Origin of the sequence: Lentzea atacamensis, from assembly GCF_003269295.1 — a bacterium.
Taxonomy (GTDB): domain Bacteria; phylum Actinomycetota; class Actinomycetes; order Mycobacteriales; family Pseudonocardiaceae; genus Lentzea; species Lentzea atacamensis.
In genome coordinates this window covers 71,461-86,849 of record NZ_QLTT01000008.1, presented here as the reverse complement: position 1 = coordinate 86,849, position 15,389 = coordinate 71,461, and the positions used below count along the sequence as shown (strand labels likewise).

Here is a 15,389-nt window from a genome sequence, read left to right as displayed (position 1 = left end):
CGTGGCGCTCACGGGCCGCGCGGGGCTGCTCGCGCTCATCGGTGTTCTCTTCGTCGGGTTGCTCTTGCCGTCGTGGCAGGGGATTCTCCTCGTGCTCGCCGTGTTACTGGCGTGCGTTGTGGTGGATTTGGCGTTGGCGGCCGGTGTTCGGCGGCTGACCTTCGTTCGCGCGGGTGCTTCCTCGGTGCGGACGGGTGAGCTTTGTTCCGTGCAGCTGACGGTGCAGAACCCGGGGCGTCGGTTGCGTGGCGTTCTTCGTGATGCGTGGGCGCCTTCTGCCGGTGTGGTCGCCGACCGCGTTCCTGTCGATGTGCCCGCGGGTGGCTCGCGGACGTTCTCCTTCGACCTGCGGCCCGTACGCCGAGGCGATCGCATTGCCGACCGTGTGACCGTGCGTTCTATCGGGCCGTTGGGGATCGCGGCGCGGCAGGGATCTCACGTCGTGCCGTGGACCGTGCGCGCGTTGCCACCGTTCCACAGCCGCCGCCACTTGCCGCCGCTGCTGGAACGCTTGCGCGAGCTGGACGGCCGCCGGGCGTCGTTGATCCGTGGTGCCGGCACGGAGTTCGACTCGTTGCGGGCCTACGTGATCGGCGACGACGTCCGTTCGATCGACTGGCGCGCTTCGGCCCGGTCGTCGGACGTCGTGGTGCGGACGTGGCGACCCGAGCGCGACCGTCAGGTGACGATCGTGCTCGACACCGCCCGCACGGCGGCTGGACGCGTGGAAGGCGCCCTGGGTGGCGTGCCGCGGCTGGACGCGGCGATGGACGCGGCGTTGTTGTTGTCCGCCTTGGCGTCGCAGGCTCGTGACCAGGTGGACTTCCTGGCGTTCAGCCACAAGGTGCGTGCCTCGGTGCCGCGGGCGACGTTGCCCGTGCTGGTGCAGGCGATGGCTCCGCTGGAGGCGGAGCTGGTGGAGTTCGACGCGCGCGGTGTGGTCGCGGAGGTGCTGCGCCGGGCCGGGCGCCGGTCTCTGGTGGTGCTGCTGACCTCGCTGGAGCCGTCGATCGAACACGGGCTGCTGCCGTTGCTGCCCGCGCTGGCCTCGCGGCACCGGTTGCTGATCGCTTCGGTGTCCGACCCCGCCGTGCACGCAATGGCTGCCGGACGTGGGGACCTGGAGTCGGTTTACGCGGCTGCTGCTGCGGAACGGACATTGGCCGAACGACGCCATCTGACCGCTTTGCTTGCACGGCACGGTGTTGACGTTGTGGACGCACTGCCCGATGATTTGCCACGCGCTCTCGCGGATCGCTACTTGTCGTTGAAGGCCGCAGGCAAACTCTGAACTTGTACCGGCTCCAAAAAGTACTTCCTTCAGGGCTATTCGGGCGGAAACGATGGAGCGGAAGGCCTTGCTGCTCCTAGTTTCTTGCCATGCCACGACGAAACTCCAGCGTGGTGGGCCGGGAGTTCGGCATCGGCGTTCGCCACGCCATCGAACAGACCAAGATGACCCACCGCGAGATCGCCAGGATGCTCGACTGGGACGAGTCCAAGCTGTCCGACCTGGTGCGGGGCAAGGGCGGTGTCAGCGAGTCCGAGGTGCTGCAGCTGCTCGCCTTCTGCCGGGTGCCGCCGGCCGAGGTCCGACGTCTGCTCGCGCTGTTCCGAGAGACGCGCGAAACCGGGTACCTCCAGATTCCCGCGGATGGTGTCCCGGACCTGGTGCGCAGCCTTGTCGAGCAAGAGCGCCTCGCCAATGTGATCACCGTCTGGTCGATGAATCTCATCCCGGGCCGACTCCAGACCGTTGACTACATGCGGGCCGTCGTCGAGGGATCCGCCCGCTCGAAGTCGGTCGACTACGAGGAGGTCATCGCCGCGAAGATCAAGCGGCGTGAGCTGTTCCACTGGAGCCGTGAGTTCGTGTTCTACATCCACGAACAGGCGCTGCGCCTGCCGGTCGGAAGTCCTGATGTGATGAAGGACCAACTGATCCATCTTCTGGCGATGGCTCAACGTTCGTACGTCGCAGTCAGGATCGTGCCGATCTCCATCGGCGCGCACGCTGGTCTCGGCGGCTCGTTCATGCATCTCGGCTATGAGAAGTTCGAACCGGTGGTCTACCTGGAAGGTGAGAACTCCAGTCTCTTCCTCGAAGACAAGGGGTCGCTCGCCACGTACGCCGAGGTGCTGAGGCTTCTCGACCGGCAAGCGCTGGATGCGGAACAATCGAAGGAGCTGATCAACAGCATCCTGATCTGAGGAGATGTTTCCGCATGTCGGTCTGGCGCAAGAGCAGCTACAGCGCGAACTCGAACGACTGCGTCGAAGTCGGTCGTCGCATCGGCATTCGGGACAGCAAGGCGCCAGCCTCCCACCTGCCGGTGTCCCCGGCGGCCTGGTCGGCGTTCCTGCGCAGCGTGAAGTCCTAGACGGCGACGGGGGCGACGTCCTCTCGTTCGCTCGCGTCCACGTCGCCCGTCTCCCCCTGCTGCGCGGCCCGCCGTCCGATCACGAACACGTACAGCAGGAACAGCACCTCGGCGACCACCCCGATGCCGACGCGCACCCACGTCGGCCACCCGGACGGTGTCACGAACCCCTCCAGCACGCCGGAGACGAGCAGCACCACGACGAGTCCGAGCGCCACCGCCACCACCGACCGTCCCTCGGCGGCCAGCGCGGCACCACGGGTGCGTTTGCCGGGGTCGATGACCTGCCAGCCCAGCCGCATGCCGATGCCCGCCGCCACGAACACCGCCGTCAGCTCCAGCAACCCGTGCGGCGCCAGCAGGCCGAGGAACAGGCCGCCCCGGCCGGCGCCGAACATCAGGCCGACGCCCACAGCGAGGTTCACCGCGTTGGTGAAGAGCAGGTAGACGGGCGGGATCGCGAACAGCACGCCCAGCAGCAGGCAGGCGGCGGAGACCCAGGCGTTGTTCGTCCACACCTTCGCGGCGAACGAACCGGCCGGGTCGCTGGAGTAGTAGGCCTCGTAGCCGCCGCCGACCCTGGTCATCTCGCGGAGTTCCTCGGGCGCGGCGATGGTGGCCTGCACGTCGGGGTTCGAGGCGATCCAGGCCGCCATGATGCCGGTGACCAGGTAGAACACCACGCCTGCCGGCACCCACCAGCGCCAGCCGAGGTAGATGGCGGCGGGCAGCCGGTGCGTGAAGAAGCGGGTGACCACGCGCCACGCGGGGGTGTGCGTGCCCGTCAGCGCCGACCGTGCCTGCGCGACCAGCGACGACAGGCGTTCGACGGTGGCCGGGTCCGGGGTCTGGCTGCGCACGACCGACAGGTGCGTCGTCACGCGCTGGTAGAGCTCGATCAGCTCGTCGGCCTCCGGGCCGCTCAGCCGGCCGGACCGCTTGACCAGCTGCTCGAGCCGCTCCCACGACGCGCGGTGGCGATCGATGAACACGTCCAGATCCACGATGAGTCACACTATCCGCGTGGGGGACCTCGTCACCGGTGAAGCCGTAGTTCTGGACCTGCGCGTCGCTCAGCTCGCGAGCAGGGCGGTCGCGTACGCGTTCGACGTGGCCGTGCAGTTCCTTCTGCTGCTCGGCGTGTACCTGATCGCGCCGATCGGGTTCGACGACGCTCTGCAGACCGCGCTCGCGCTGTCGCTGACCGTCCTCGTGCTGGTCGGTTACCCGACGCTGGTGGAGTCGCTGACGCGCGGCCGCTCGGTGGGCAAGTTCGTGATGGGTCTGCGCGTGGTCCGCGACGACGGCGGCTCGATCCGGTTCCGGCACGCCCTGGTGCGCGCCCTGGGCGGGTTCTTCGTGGACTTCTGGATGCTCGGGCTCGGTGGCGCGATCGCGTTGTTCACGTCGCTGTTCTCGCCGCAGGGCAAGCGCGTGGGCGACTACCTGGCGGGCACCCTGGTGATCCGCACGCGGATACCGCAGCAGGACGTGGAGCTCGCCGACATGCCGCCGCAGCTCGCCGAGTGGGCGCGCGGGCTGGATCTCTCGCAGCTGTCCGACGAGCTGGTGCTCGCCGCGCGGCAGTACCTCAGCCGGTACCACGAGCTGGGCGAGCAGGCGCGGTGGGACCTGGGCGCGCGGCTGTCCGACGACGTGGGTGCCGCGATCCGCTCGCCGCGCGTCGAGTACACGCATCCGCATCCGTACCTGGCGGCGGTGCTGGCGGAACGGCGGCGCCGGGCCGGCTGAGCAACGCCGTCACACGTCGCAGGTCAGCTCGCCGGACCAGGCACGACGGCCTTCGTTGAGGGCGAAGAGCGCGATGAACAGTCCCGCCACCGCGTCCAGCCAGGTCCAGCCGAGCAGGGCGTAGGCCACGAGGCCGAGGAACGTGGTCACGCACAGCTGCGTCTCGGCCGCGTCGACGTACGTCCGGCAGCGCCCTGGCCTGTTCCACGGGTTGCTCCTCAGGGCGCGATCTCTGGTTCAGGTCGCGCGATCATAGCTAGGCGTTCGCTCTGCGGAGGCGCTCGGCCGCCTGCTCCCGAACAGCGTTGAGGGACACCGGCGCGTCACCGTGCAGAACTTCCCAACGCGCGTTGTGCACGGCTGTCCACATGCTCCCCGCCCAGGCGATCTCCAACTCCTCCGCGGTGAACGCGCGCCCGCGAAGTTTCTGGTACGTCTCGATGAACGCGGCCGAGCTCTCGATCGGAGGGAGGGTCGGCGGCGAAGCGTTGGCGAACGCTCCGCTCGCCGCACCCACCAGTGCCGCCTCCGGTTGCCACGCGAGGCTGTCCCAGTCGTGCACGGCCCACACCTCGCCGTCGAGCCAGCGGAGGTTCTGCGCCTCGAAGTCGGCATGCCCCAGCACGCACGGCAGCTCAACCGCCAGCAACCGCTTGCGCACCCGCTCGGCCGTGTCGGCGACGAACGCGGGCACGACGCTCTGGTCTCGTTCGTCGAGGAAGCCGATCGCCGGCCACAGCCCGGAATCCGTGTGGTCCCAACGGGCCCAGCGCGGGCTGGGCAGCGGCGGCGCGACGTCGACGTCCTCCAGTCCGGCCATCAGGCGGGCGAACACGGCCGCGTAGCGCCGAGCAACTGACGGTATGTCGCCGAGCAGCATCGAACCGCCGGGCAGTGACTCCTCGGCGTGCACGGCGAGTGCCCCGACACGGGTGACAGGTGTGACGGGCCGGGCGCACGGGAACCCCCGCTGGGCGAGCTGGGCCTGCGCGGCGACACACGACGCGGCACGGCCGTCGTCCTCGCGGGCCTTCACCACGACCTCCCGCCCACCGGCCAGCCGCAGGCCGAACACCGCCGAGATCGACCGCGCCTCGAACAGCACATCGACCGGCTCGTCCCCCAGCTGGTCCACGCACCAGTCCGGCAGCCAGTCCGGTAGATCGTTCAACGGCACGGTGACGACTGTGCCAGACGCGCAACGGATCGGAGAGATCATGACGACCTCATTGCACGGCCGCCCGCCCGTCGTCGACCGCGCCACCTGGCAGGCCGCCCGTGACGAGCTTCTCGTCCGCGAAAAGGCCCACACCCGTGAGGGTGATGCCATCGCGGCGGCCCGTCGCCGGTTGCCCATGGTGGAGTTCGACGCGACGATCGAGCTCACCGGCTCCGACGGCCCCGTCCCGTTCGTCGACCTGTTCCAGGGCCGCGACGAGCTCGTGGTCTACCAGCACATGTGGTACGACGGAGCGCCGCCACAGGGCCAGTGCGAGGGCTGCACCACCACGGTCTGGCACCTCAAGGACGCCCTCTACCTCAACGCTCGCGGCGTCTCGTTCGCCGTCCTGAGCACGGGCGGCTGGGAGGAGGTGGCCGCCTACGTCGAGTTCATGGGCTACACCCAGCCCTGGTACTCGGTGCGTGACGCGGACGCGCCGATGGGCCCGGGACACCTCACCAGTCTCCTGCGCGACGACGACCGCGTGTTCATCACCTACTCGACCACGGGCCGTGGCACCGAGCGGCTCAACTCGTCCATCGGCGTGCTCGACATGACGCCGTACGGCCGCGGCGAGGCGTGGGAGGACAAGCCGGAAGGATGGCCCGAGGGCGACGTCCCCTGCTGGTACTGGCGCACGGACGCGGACGGGAACGCCACCTGGGGAGAGACCAGCCGTCCCGTGCCGCAGTGGACCCGTCCCGGCGCGAGCCCCGTGGAGACGCTGGGCCGGCGCGACGACGACTTCCACTGACCGGGTTCAGTCGAGCCGGAAGCCGTAGGGCAGTTCGAGGCGGTGCCGGGCGAGCAGGGCGGCGTCGGCGAGGATCTCGCGGGTCGGGCCGTCCGCGACGACCACGCCGTCGTCGATCAGCACGCTGCGCGGGCAGATCTGCAGTGCGAACGGCAGGTCGTGCGTGACCATCAGCATCGTGCGGCCCAGCGACAGCAACAGCTCGGCGAGCTCGCGGCGGGCCACGGGTTCGAGGTTCGCGGACGGTTCGTCGAGCACCAGGATCTCCGGGTCGCACGCCAGCACCGACGCCAGCGCCACCCGGCGGCGCTGACCACCGGAGAGGTGCAGCGGCGAGCGGTCCGCGACGGACTCCATGCCGACCGCGCGCAACGCCTTCTGGACCCGTTCGTCCACATCGGACATGCCGAAGTTGCGCGGGCCGAACGCCACGTCCTCCCCCGCGGTCGGGCAGAACAGCTGGTCGTCGGGATCCTGGAAGACGAGCCCGACGCGGCGGCGGATCTCGCGCAGGTTCTTCTTCGCGACCTCGAGCCCGGCGACCGACACCGTGCCGCTGCCGCCGGAGAGAACTCCGTTGAGGTGCAACGCGAACGTGGTCTTGCCGGCGCCGTTCGGGCCGAGGACGGCGACCCGTTCACCGCGCTCGACGCGCAGGTCGACGCCGAACAGCGCCTGGTGCCCGTCGGGGTAGGCGAAGGCGAGCTTCGAGACCTCCAGCGCGGGCTCGGCCGGGGTTTCCGGGACGATCGTGGCCGAGCCCGCGGGCCCGCCTGTCCAGCCGCGCGACACCATCGCGAGGTGCACCCTCTCTCCGCGTTCGTAGGACCGGATGAACAGTGTGCCGACCGCGCGTGCCGTCGCGCCCGCCTGCCACAGGAAACGCGGGTCGTCGCCGCGGGAGATGCGGGCGACGCGCATGCGTTTCGCCTCTGCCACCACGACTTCGCCGTAGCGGAGCATCAGCGTGGCGATCATGATCAGCGGTGCGGGCACTTTCAACGTTTGCAGGCCGCGCAACAACTCCCCCGGCGCCGTCGTGGCGGCCAGGGTGAGGCTGACGAGGACGCCGAGCGTGCCCTTCGCCAGAATGTTCCAGCCCGCCAGCGCGCCTTCCACGGACACCGAGACGCCGAGGAAGTCCGTGCGCGGATCGGTGCCGAAGATCGGCAGCAGGAACGCGAGCACCACGAACGGCAGCTCGATCACCGCGCGCTTCACGAACCACAGCACGGGAACCCGCGCGATCGCCCACACCGCCACGATCAGCAGCAGGTACAGGCCGAAGAGCGGGAACAGCGTGCGCGGGGTCGCCACGACGCCCAGCACTGCCCCGAACGCCACGAGGATCTTCACGTGCGGTGCGAGGCGGTGCACCGGCGAGTCACCGGCGTGGTGCAGGACGTCGTGGCTGCCACCCATCAGGCGTCAGATTTCTTGCGCAGGAACCAGAACAGGCCGAACGACACGGCGAGCACGACGATCACGCCGAGCACACCGGCGAGGCCGGTGAACTTGTCGTCACCACCGAGCGCGTAGTCGGCGAACGTGCTGCCGGCGAACGGGTGCTCCTGCGCGTGCTCGGCGATGCCGGTGTCCTCCACCGTCTTGTCGAGGCCGTCGGGATCGCCGGACGCGAAGTACGACAGGACGCCCGCGATGAGCAGGGACACCAGGGCGAACCCGATGAAGAACTTCTTCACGACCGCACCTCCAGCGGCTTGGCGTTGCCGCGCAGCAGATGCACGAGGTCGGGCCGGATCGAGGCGACCGACGTGACGGTGACGGCGGTGATCAGGCCCTCACCGATGCCGATCAGCGCGTGCAGGCCCCACATCAGCAGCGCGACCTTGCCGATCTCGACACCGCCGGCGCCGCCGATCGCGTACTCGACGACGAAGCCGGTCGCCGCGAGCAGGGTGTTGACGAACGCCGAGACGAACGCGACGGCCGCGAGACCGCCCTTGCCCCGCTCCGCCAGCTTGCGCAGGGCCACGGCGACGAGGAACCCGGCCGCCGTGCCGATCAGCGCCATGTTGGTGACGTTGGCACCGAGGGCCGTGAGACCGCCGTCCGCGAACAACAACGCCTGCACGACCAGCACGATCGTCACGCACAGCGCGCCGACGTACGGGCCGACCAGGATGGCCGCGAGCGCGCCGCCGAGCAGGTGCCCCGACGCTCCCGGCAGGATCGGGAAGTTGATCATCTGGACGGCGAAGATGAACGTGGCCACCAGGCCCGCCATCGGCGCCGTGCGGTCGTCGAGGTCAGCACGTGCCCTGACCAGCGCGATGCCGACGCCCACCGCCGCGATGACGAGTAAGGCGACCGACAGCGGCGCGTTCAGCAGACCGTCGCTCATGTGCATGGCAACAGGTGACATGGGTGGTCACGCTAATTGCCTGGCGGCGGCTATGGCCAGCAGTGTGCAACAACAATTTGGAGGTAAGTGCGAGTCGGTGGTCACAGCGTGGCTTTCGCACCGGGAGGTCCGCCCGGTTCGCTAGGGTGGCCCGAAACCTGGGGGTTTCACACATGAAGCGATTCACGCTGATGCTCGTGGCCGCGCTCGCGGCCTGCTCGCCAACGCCGGACGACGACACGCCACGCCCGGAGGCGAAGCCGCTCACGGTGTACGCGGACTCGGCGCTGACCGAGGCGTTCACGCAGATCGGCAAGGACTTCGAGGCCTCGCAGGGCATCAAGGCCGGCTTCGTCTTCGGCGCCAGCTCGGCACTCGAGAAGCTGGCCGCCGACGCCGACGTCTTCGCGTCCGCGAGCGTCGACAACATGAAGTACGACTCGAAGGTGTTCGCACTGAACCGGCTGGTGCTCGCGATACCGCAGGGCAACCCGAAGAACGTCAGGGTCTACGACAGCTTCGTCCCCGGAGCGGCGCAGACGTCGTACGCGATGTGCGTCGAAGAGGCGCCCTGCGGTGCGGCCGCCAAGAACGTGCTGAAGAACGCACCCCTCAGGGGCGGCGTGCCCGGACCGAAAGCGGTCGGGCAGGACGTCAAGGAGACGCTCGCCAAGCTGACCTCGGGCGAGGTCGACTCGGCGTTCGTGTACGCCTCGGACGTGAAGGCGAACCCCGGGCTCTTCTCGGTGCCGACGCGCCTGGGCAACGAGCCCTCGCAGAAGGCGGACCTGAAGTTTCCGATCGCCATCGTGTCCGGTTCGCCCGAGGCGAAGAAGTTCTACGACTTCGTGTTGAGCGAGAAGGCGCGTGCCGTGTTGACCGACGCCGGGTTCGAGCTCCCCTAGTCATCCGATGATTTCTGCGTAAGATCCCTCCCGCCGCCGCCACGGCACGGAGGGACGAACAGTGACAGAGCTGTCGCGTAGAACCTTTCTGTACGGGACAGGCGCGGCTGTAGGGGCTTCTGCGCTCAGCGCGGGCACCGCGGTCGCATCTCCCGCAGCCCCCGAAACATCGGGTCACACCGGAAGCTCGACAGTGCATCGGGACGTCGTGCGCGACGCCCGCATGGAGTGGAAGCGCCTGCCCAAGAACTGGGGCGACAGCCCGTTCCTCGCGAACGGCTTCCTCGGCGTCCAGGTCTACGCCGGACGCACGCCGAACGAGCTGAAGCTCATGCTCAGCCACTCCGAGGTGCAGGACCAGCGCGAGCACTGGGAGGCCGCGATCGGCCTGTCGCGGCTGCCGATCGGGTACCTGACCTTGGCTTTCGCCGGCGCGATCACCGCGGTCGACTGGACGCTGGACCTGTGGAACGCCGAGCTCACGGGCTCGGTGACCACCACACAGGGCAGCGCCACCTTCACGATGCTCGTGCACAACGCGCGCAGCACGTTCCTCGCGAAGGTGAAGGGCGACGTGACGTGGGGTTTCCAGCCGCTGCAGTCGGCCACCACGCGCACGATCCGCAAGCCGGCCGACTACACGCCCAACCCCGACCCGACGCTGGGCACGGCCAATGGCGTCTCCTACGCCGCACAGCCGCTGCACGCGGGCGGTGGCTACACAACGGCCTGGCACGCCCGTGACGGCCGTTTCGCGGCCCACGTGGCGTACACACATCCTGCGAACACGCACACGTCTGACGCGATCCGTGAGGTGCGTCAGGCGCTGGCGATCCCGTTCGAGGTGCTGACGATGCAGCATCGTCGCTGGTGGAACGCCTACTACAGCAAGTCGCTGGTGTCCGTGCCGGACAAGCTCGTGCAGCGCTTCTACTGGGCGCAGCTCTACAAGATGGCCGCCGCCACCCGTTCCGACGCGCCGGTCATCACCGAGTGGGGCCCGTGGTTCCCCGAGCAGGGTGCCAGCTGGACGGCCGTGTGGTGGAACCTCAACGTCCAGATCTCGTATCCGCTGGTCAACGGCTCGAACCACCACGAGCTCGACGCCGTCACCACCACGTTGAAGCGGTACGAGCACAACCTAGAGCTAAACGTGAACCCCGCCTACCGCGACGGCAACTCGTACGCGATCTGCCACCCCGGCGACCGCACGTTGCGCTCAGGGCCGCGCTACTGCGGCGTCCCCGGCGTGGCGCCGAACGACCATACGGGCAATCTTCTCTGGGCCTGCCACAACGTGTGGCTGGGCTACCGGCACTCGATGGACGAGCGGATCCTGTCCGACGTCCTGGTCCCGATCCTGACCAAGGCGGTCAACTACTACGCCCGGTTCCTCGTCGAGGGCACCGACGGCAAGCTGCACCTGCCGGAGACCCGCTCTCCGGAGTACGCGAACACCACGGACTCGACCTACGACCTGTCGCTGATCCGCTGGGGCGTGAAGACGCTGCTCTCGATCGAGGAGAACCCGCGCTGGCGCGACATCCACAACCGCCTGACGCCCTACTCCCAGGACGCGACCGGCGTGCGGATCGGCAGGGACAAGGCCCTCGAGGACTCGCACCGCCACTTCTCGCACCTGCTGTGGTTCTACCCGCTGCGCGAGCTCACGTGGGACATGCCGGAGCACCGCTCGCTCATCACGCAGACGGTCGACCTCTGGACCTCGCGCCGCGAGGCGTGGGCCGGCTACAGCTACGGCGCCGCGTCCGCGATGTACTCGGCGATGAACCGGCCGGAGGACGCGCTGTCGTTCCTGCGCCACTTCCTCGACCGCAAGCAGGTCGGCACCAACGCCGTGCTGACCGAGAACACCTTCTACCGCGAGGGCGGCAACCTCGCGATCGAATCGCCGCTGATGTCCGGCCAGGCGGTGCTGGAGATGATGGTTCAGTCGCACAACAACGTCGTGCGCGTGTTCCCGTCGGTTTCGTCCACTTGGGCTGACGCGTCCATCAGTTCGTTGAGGACGCAGGGCGCGTTCCTGGTCGACGCTTCCCGTTCGGGCGGACGCACCGACTGGGTCCAGGTCCACTCCGAGGCCGGCGCGCCGCTCGTCCTGGAACACGGCATCACCGGAGACATCGACGTGCGGGACCGCTGGGGCCGTCGCCTGGACTACAAGACGCGCGGTTCGGCGATCGAGATCCCGTTGCGCCGAGGTCAGACGGCCGTCGTCTCTCGACGTGGAACACGCCCTGACGTCTCGCCACGCGACGTGGCCGCCAACGGCTCGTCTTCGCGCTGGGGTCTGCCGTAACGTACAAATTCGAACATTGTGCGGACGAGTGGGGTGTGCGGTGGATCTTCAGCACTGGCTCAACGAGGCGCTGGCCAACCACGAGAAGTGGACCGCCGAGTACGGAGCCTTCACACCCCACTCGTCCCTGCAGGTCGACCCGGCGGTCTTCGGCTCCGCGCTCGCCGAGCTGCAGGACCGCCTGCGCGACAACTACCCGTTCTTCCACCCGCGCTACGCGGGCCAGATGCTCAAGCCCCCGCACCCGGCGGCGGTCGTGGGCTACCTGTCCGCGATGCTGATCAACCCGAACAACCACGCCCTGGACGGCGGCCCCGCGACCGCCGCCATGGAGCGCGAGGTCGTCTCCTCGCTGGCCTCGATGTTCGGGTACTCCGAGGAGCACCTCGGCCACCTGACGTCCAGCGGCACGATCGCGAACCTGGAGGCGCTGTTCGTCGCCCGTTCGCTGCATCCGGGTCGTGGTGTCGCCTACTCCTCCGAGGCTCACTACACACACTCACGCATGTGCGGTGTGCTCGGGATCGAGGGTTTCCCGGTGCCTGTGGACGGTCGCGGGCGCATGGATCTTTCGGCTCTCGAGGAGCTTTTGCGGACCGGCAAGGTGGGCACGGTCGTGGTCACCCCGGGAACCACCGCATTGGGTGCCATCGAACCGGTGCATCTCGTGCTGGACATCGCACGCCGCTACGACGCACGGGTGCATGTGGACGGTGCGTACGGCGGCTTCTTCACGTTGCTGGCGGGCACGGACCTGGAACCTGAGCCGTGGGAGGCCATCGCCTCGTGCGACTCCGTGGTCGTGGACCCGCACAAGCACGGCCTGCAGCCCTACGGCTGCGGCGCGGTCCTGTTCCGTGACCCGTCCGTCGGCCGCTTCTACCTGCACGACTCGCCCTACACCTACTTCACGTCCGACGAGCTGCACCTCGGCGAGATCAGCCTGGAGTGCTCCCGCGCCGGCGCGGCCGCGGCGGGACTCTGGCTGACGCTGCGGCTGCTCCCGCTGACCCGCGACGGTCTGGGCGAGGTGCTGGCGGCCGGACGGCGGGCGGCCGTGCGGTGGGCGTCGATGATCCGCGAGTCGGAAGGACTGGAGCTCTACCAGGAGCCGGAGCTCGACATCGTCACGTACTTCCCGCGGACCAGCCCGCTGACCCTGTCCGCGGTGGACGCCGCCTCGCACCGGGTCATGGAGACCGGCATGCACGCCGCCGTCGACCCGATCTTCCTGAGCGTGGCACGGGCGTCGAAGGCGGCGTTCGCGGCGCGGCATCCCGAGGTGGAGGCCGATGCGGACGGTGCGAGGGTGCTGCGCAGCGTGCTGATGAAGCCGGAGTCCGAGGACTACCTCGACTCGCTGCACGCGCGGGTGCTCAGCCTGCTCTGAGCCCGGCCCCGGCAACGCCGAAATGGGCGACTCACCCCGCGGTGAGTCGCCCAGCAGGCGGGCGGATCAGCCGTGCTTGGCCCGCCGCCCGGACCGGCGCGGCGGCAGCGGCGTGTCCCCGCGCAGGTCGAGCCGCCGCTGCTCGCCGTTGGCCTCGAGGTGCGTCACCATGCGGCGCAGCATCTCGGCCAGCGACTGGGCCTCGGAGGACTCCAGCGGGTCGGAGACGAACACCTCTTCCTCGTTGAACTTGGGGAAGAGGTCGCCCATCAGTTCTTCACCCTCGGGGGTGAGACGCAGAACCGCCAGGCGCCCGTCCGTGGGGTGGCCGAGGCGCTCCAGCAGCCCCCGTGACTGCAGCGTCTTGGCGACGCCGGTCAGGGTGCCCTTGGAGATGCCCGCCTCCTCGGCCACGTAGCGCGTCTCCATCTCGCCCCAGATCCACACGACCCAGAGCACGACGAAGCCGGTCCAGGTCAGATCGCTGGTGCGCAGCACCGAGTTCTCGAGGTGCTGGCGGATCGCGGTAGCGGCGCGGTGGATGTTCGACACCGCCGCCATCTGCTCGCGATGCAGCGGCACCGCACCGAGCTTCGCCTGGACGGCTTTCTCGGTCTCGGCAATCGTGTGGTGACCAGACAACTCAAAGTCTCCCGTGCTCGAGCTCAGGTGTTCCCGGCACAATACTTGCGGTTCCGAACTATGTCCGTGCTGTGGTGCGAGTCGGTCCGCAACCACTTTGATCACGATCCCACATCGTGCATGATCTCGTGACGGTCGTCACCCGTCCAGTTACGGACTGTTGCCCCGTGGTGGACGATGAGTGTGGAGCACGCACTGAGACCGATCATGGTCTTTACTCCACGGACGGGTCGATAGCGTTTGCCCCTCAACGTTATCCCCTCCGCGCCAGCGACACACTGTGCCGGAAAGGTAGTTCGACGTGGTCGGTGAACAGGTGACACGGGAACTCGCGGAGAGGCTGGGCGAGGACGGTATCGACGTCGTGCGCGTCGTCTTCCCCGACCTGCTCGGAACTGACCGTGGCCGTGATGTTCTCGTGGAGCATCTACCTGCGGTTACGCAGCGCGGGCTGTCGTTCTGCCGTGCCGTTTACAGCACCACTCCCGGCGGCAAGACCACCGAGAACGGGGGTGTGCTCGACGCCGGGCTGCCCGACGTGATCGTGGTCCCGGATCTCGACACGCTCCTGCCGATTCCGTGGGAACCGGGGGTTGCATGGTGCATCGGCGACGCCGTCAGTCCCGCTGACGAAAGACCCGTGGACGAATCGCCGCGGCAGGTTCTGCGCCGGGCCCTCGAGATATTCGAGACGACGGGGCTCTCGCCGGTGGTCGGGCCCGAGCTGGAATATTTTCTCTGCGAGCCGGACGAAGATCGCCCGAACGGGTGGCGTCCCTACTGCGACGAGCCGGGCAACGTGTATGCGACCGGACGCAGGGGCGATTCAGACGGTCATCTGTTGAGAACTCTTCGCACACTCAGTTCGGCGGGCCTGCAGACGACGGGCGGCAACCACGAGTACGCGGGCGGGCAGTTCGAAATCAACTTGGTCCATTCGCCCGCCATGGACGCGGCCGATCGCGCGTTCCGGTTCAAGACCTCGGTCAAGGAACTGGCGAGACGGGAAGGCCGCCTCGCGACGTTCATGGCCAAGCCGTTCAACGACGGCGGCGGCAGCGGTTTCCACCTGCACCTCTCGTGCCACGAGAAGGACGGCCGCAACGCGTTCCAGGCGGCCGGCACCTCGCACGGCCTGAGCGACGAGGCGCGCTGGGCCATCGGCGGCATCCTCAAGCACGCCCCCGCCCTGGCCGCGCTGCTCAACCCGACGGTCAACTCCTACAAGCGGTTCGGCCCGGACTCGCTCGCGCCGTGGCTGATCGACTGGGGCCTCGACAACCGCAGCGCCATGCTCCGCGTGCCAGCCGAGCGCGGCGAGACCACCCGGCTCGAACTGCGGCTCGGTGACGCGAGCGCCAACCCCTACCTCGGCATCGCGGGCCTGATCGCGGCCACCTACCTGGGCATTCGCGACCGGATCGAGCCGCCGCGGCCGTCCGCGGGATACGGCTACGACCCGTCGAAGGCCCCCACGCTGCCCGCCACGCTGCCCGACGCCCTCGCCTATCTGGAGGAGAACACAGCGATGGTCGAGGTGCTGGGCAAGGACTTCGTGCGGTCCTATGTGGACTTCAAGTGGGAGGAGGTGGCCCGGTTCCAGCGGTTCGTGACCGACTGGGAGTTCACCGAGTACGCGTACCACCTATAGTTCACCT

At 68.6% G+C, this 15,389-nt stretch carries 16 protein-coding genes and 1 pseudogene; 9 read left to right on the top strand and 8 right to left on the bottom strand.

The features are described 5' to 3' along the window. The first annotated feature begins 1 nt into the window (after position 1). From C8D87_RS31450 to C8D87_RS31440, 3 genes are all read left to right on the top strand, one after another. Positions 2–1,291: a DUF58 domain-containing protein gene (locus C8D87_RS31450; RefSeq protein ID WP_112229411.1), complete on the top strand. Its 1,290-nt coding sequence runs from the start codon at positions 2–4 to the stop codon at positions 1,289–1,291. Positions 1,292–1,380: 89 nt separating this feature from the next. After that, positions 1,381–2,211 carry a helix-turn-helix domain-containing protein gene (locus tag C8D87_RS31445; protein WP_112229410.1) on the top strand — a complete coding sequence of 277 codons (831 nt, stop codon included), beginning with the start codon at positions 1,381–1,383 and terminating at the stop codon, positions 2,209–2,211. Between the two features lie 14 nt (positions 2,212–2,225). Then, entirely contained in the window at positions 2,226–2,381 is a 156-nt protein-coding gene (locus tag C8D87_RS31440; RefSeq protein WP_112229409.1) for a DUF397 domain-containing protein, read from the top strand. On the opposite strand, the gene C8D87_RS31435 is transcribed toward C8D87_RS31440, so the two are convergent. Beyond that, positions 2,378–3,385, bottom strand: a complete 1,008-nt coding sequence (locus C8D87_RS31435) for a stage II sporulation protein M (protein ID WP_112229408.1) — start codon at positions 3,383–3,385, stop codon at positions 2,378–2,380. The two genes, C8D87_RS31440 and C8D87_RS31435, sit on opposite strands and share 4 nt — an antisense overlap. A 19-nt stretch (positions 3,386–3,404) precedes the next feature. Here C8D87_RS31435 and C8D87_RS31430 point away from each other — a divergent pair, with 19 nt between their 5' ends. Further along, on the top strand, positions 3,405–4,133 hold the full coding sequence (locus C8D87_RS31430) for an RDD family protein (protein ID WP_233442387.1): 729 nt from the start codon (positions 3,405–3,407) through the stop codon (positions 4,131–4,133). Positions 4,134–4,142: 9 nt separating this feature from the next. On the opposite strand, the gene C8D87_RS46270 is transcribed toward C8D87_RS31430, so the two are convergent. Next, positions 4,143–4,283: a hypothetical protein gene (locus C8D87_RS46270; RefSeq protein WP_170166650.1), complete on the bottom strand. Its 141-nt coding sequence runs from the start codon at positions 4,281–4,283 to the stop codon at positions 4,143–4,145. A 106-nt stretch (positions 4,284–4,389) separates the two neighbouring features. After that, positions 4,390–5,310 (bottom strand): aminoglycoside phosphotransferase/kinase family protein, encoded by a 921-nt coding sequence (locus C8D87_RS31425; protein WP_112229631.1) that lies wholly within the window; start codon positions 5,308–5,310, stop codon positions 4,390–4,392. A 1-nt stretch (position 5,311) separates the two neighbouring features. On the opposite strand from C8D87_RS31425, the gene C8D87_RS31420 reads away from it, so the two are divergent. Continuing rightward, positions 5,312–6,109 (top strand): DUF899 family protein, encoded by a 798-nt coding sequence (locus tag C8D87_RS31420; protein ID WP_407657035.1) that lies wholly within the window; start codon positions 5,312–5,314, stop codon positions 6,107–6,109. Positions 6,110–6,115: 6 nt separating this feature from the next. Here C8D87_RS31420 and C8D87_RS46265 read toward each other — a convergent pair whose 3' ends face one another. The 4 genes and pseudogenes from C8D87_RS46265 to C8D87_RS31405 form a co-directional block, all read right to left on the bottom strand. Beyond that, entirely contained in the window at positions 6,116–6,904 is a 789-nt protein-coding gene (locus C8D87_RS46265; RefSeq protein ID WP_170166669.1) for an energy-coupling factor ABC transporter ATP-binding protein, read from the bottom strand. Further along, positions 6,893–7,531 (bottom strand): annotated as a pseudogene (cbiQ, locus tag C8D87_RS47170) (cobalt ECF transporter T component CbiQ); the annotation flags it as partial. The gene C8D87_RS46265 and the pseudogene cbiQ, both read right to left, overlap by 12 nt. Further along, a complete protein-coding gene (locus tag C8D87_RS31410; protein WP_112229405.1) occupies positions 7,531–7,812 on the bottom strand; it encodes a PDGLE domain-containing protein in 282 nt (93 codons plus the stop codon). The pseudogene cbiQ and the gene C8D87_RS31410, both read right to left, overlap by 1 nt. Further along, complete coding sequence (locus C8D87_RS31405) at positions 7,809–8,495, bottom strand: energy-coupling factor ABC transporter permease (protein ID WP_109641696.1); 687 nt, start codon at positions 8,493–8,495, stop codon at positions 7,809–7,811. Before C8D87_RS31405 ends, C8D87_RS31410 begins: the two co-directional genes overlap by 4 nt. Before the next feature lie 152 nt (positions 8,496–8,647). On the opposite strand from C8D87_RS31405, the gene modA reads away from it, so the two are divergent. From modA to C8D87_RS31390, 3 genes are all read left to right on the top strand, one after another. Beyond that, complete coding sequence (gene modA, locus C8D87_RS31400) at positions 8,648–9,379, top strand: molybdate ABC transporter substrate-binding protein (protein ID WP_109641697.1); 732 nt, start codon at positions 8,648–8,650, stop codon at positions 9,377–9,379. 193 nt (positions 9,380–9,572) lie between these two features. Next, entirely contained in the window at positions 9,573–11,699 is a 2,127-nt protein-coding gene (locus tag C8D87_RS31395) for a glycosyl hydrolase family 95 catalytic domain-containing protein (RefSeq protein WP_411711471.1), read from the top strand. 40 nt (positions 11,700–11,739) lie between these two features. After that, the gene (locus C8D87_RS31390; RefSeq protein ID WP_112229403.1) at positions 11,740–13,089 is read left to right on the top strand and encodes a pyridoxal phosphate-dependent decarboxylase family protein; all 1,350 of its coding nucleotides are present in this window, start codon (positions 11,740–11,742) and stop codon (positions 13,087–13,089) included. Positions 13,090–13,155: 66 nt separating this feature from the next. Here the strand turns inward: C8D87_RS31390 and C8D87_RS31385 are convergent, their stop codons facing one another. After that, a complete protein-coding gene (locus C8D87_RS31385; protein WP_109641700.1) occupies positions 13,156–13,731 on the bottom strand; it encodes a MarR family winged helix-turn-helix transcriptional regulator in 576 nt (191 codons plus the stop codon). Between the two features lie 316 nt (positions 13,732–14,047). Here C8D87_RS31385 and C8D87_RS31380 point away from each other — a divergent pair, with 316 nt between their 5' ends. Then, positions 14,048–15,382, top strand: a complete 1,335-nt coding sequence (locus tag C8D87_RS31380) for a glutamine synthetase family protein (protein ID WP_233442386.1) — start codon at positions 14,048–14,050, stop codon at positions 15,380–15,382. Positions 15,383–15,389 lie beyond the last annotated feature (7 nt).

Excerpts from the sequence above, each read along its gene's own strand:
- C8D87_RS31445 (WP_112229410.1), top strand. The coding sequence starts at position 1,381 with ATGCCACGACGAAACTCCAGCGTGGTGGGCCGGGAGTTCGGCATCGGC.
- modA (WP_109641697.1), top strand. The coding sequence starts at position 8,648 with ATGAAGCGATTCACGCTGATGCTCGTGGCCGCGCTCGCGGCCTGCTCG.
- C8D87_RS46265 (WP_170166669.1), bottom strand. The coding sequence starts at position 6,904 with ATGGTGTCGCGCGGCTGGACAGGCGGGCCCGCGGGCTCGGCCACGATC.
- C8D87_RS31440 (WP_112229409.1), top strand. The coding sequence starts at position 2,226 with ATGTCGGTCTGGCGCAAGAGCAGCTACAGCGCGAACTCGAACGACTGC.
- C8D87_RS31405 (WP_109641696.1), bottom strand. The coding sequence starts at position 8,495 with ATGTCACCTGTTGCCATGCACATGAGCGACGGTCTGCTGAACGCGCCG.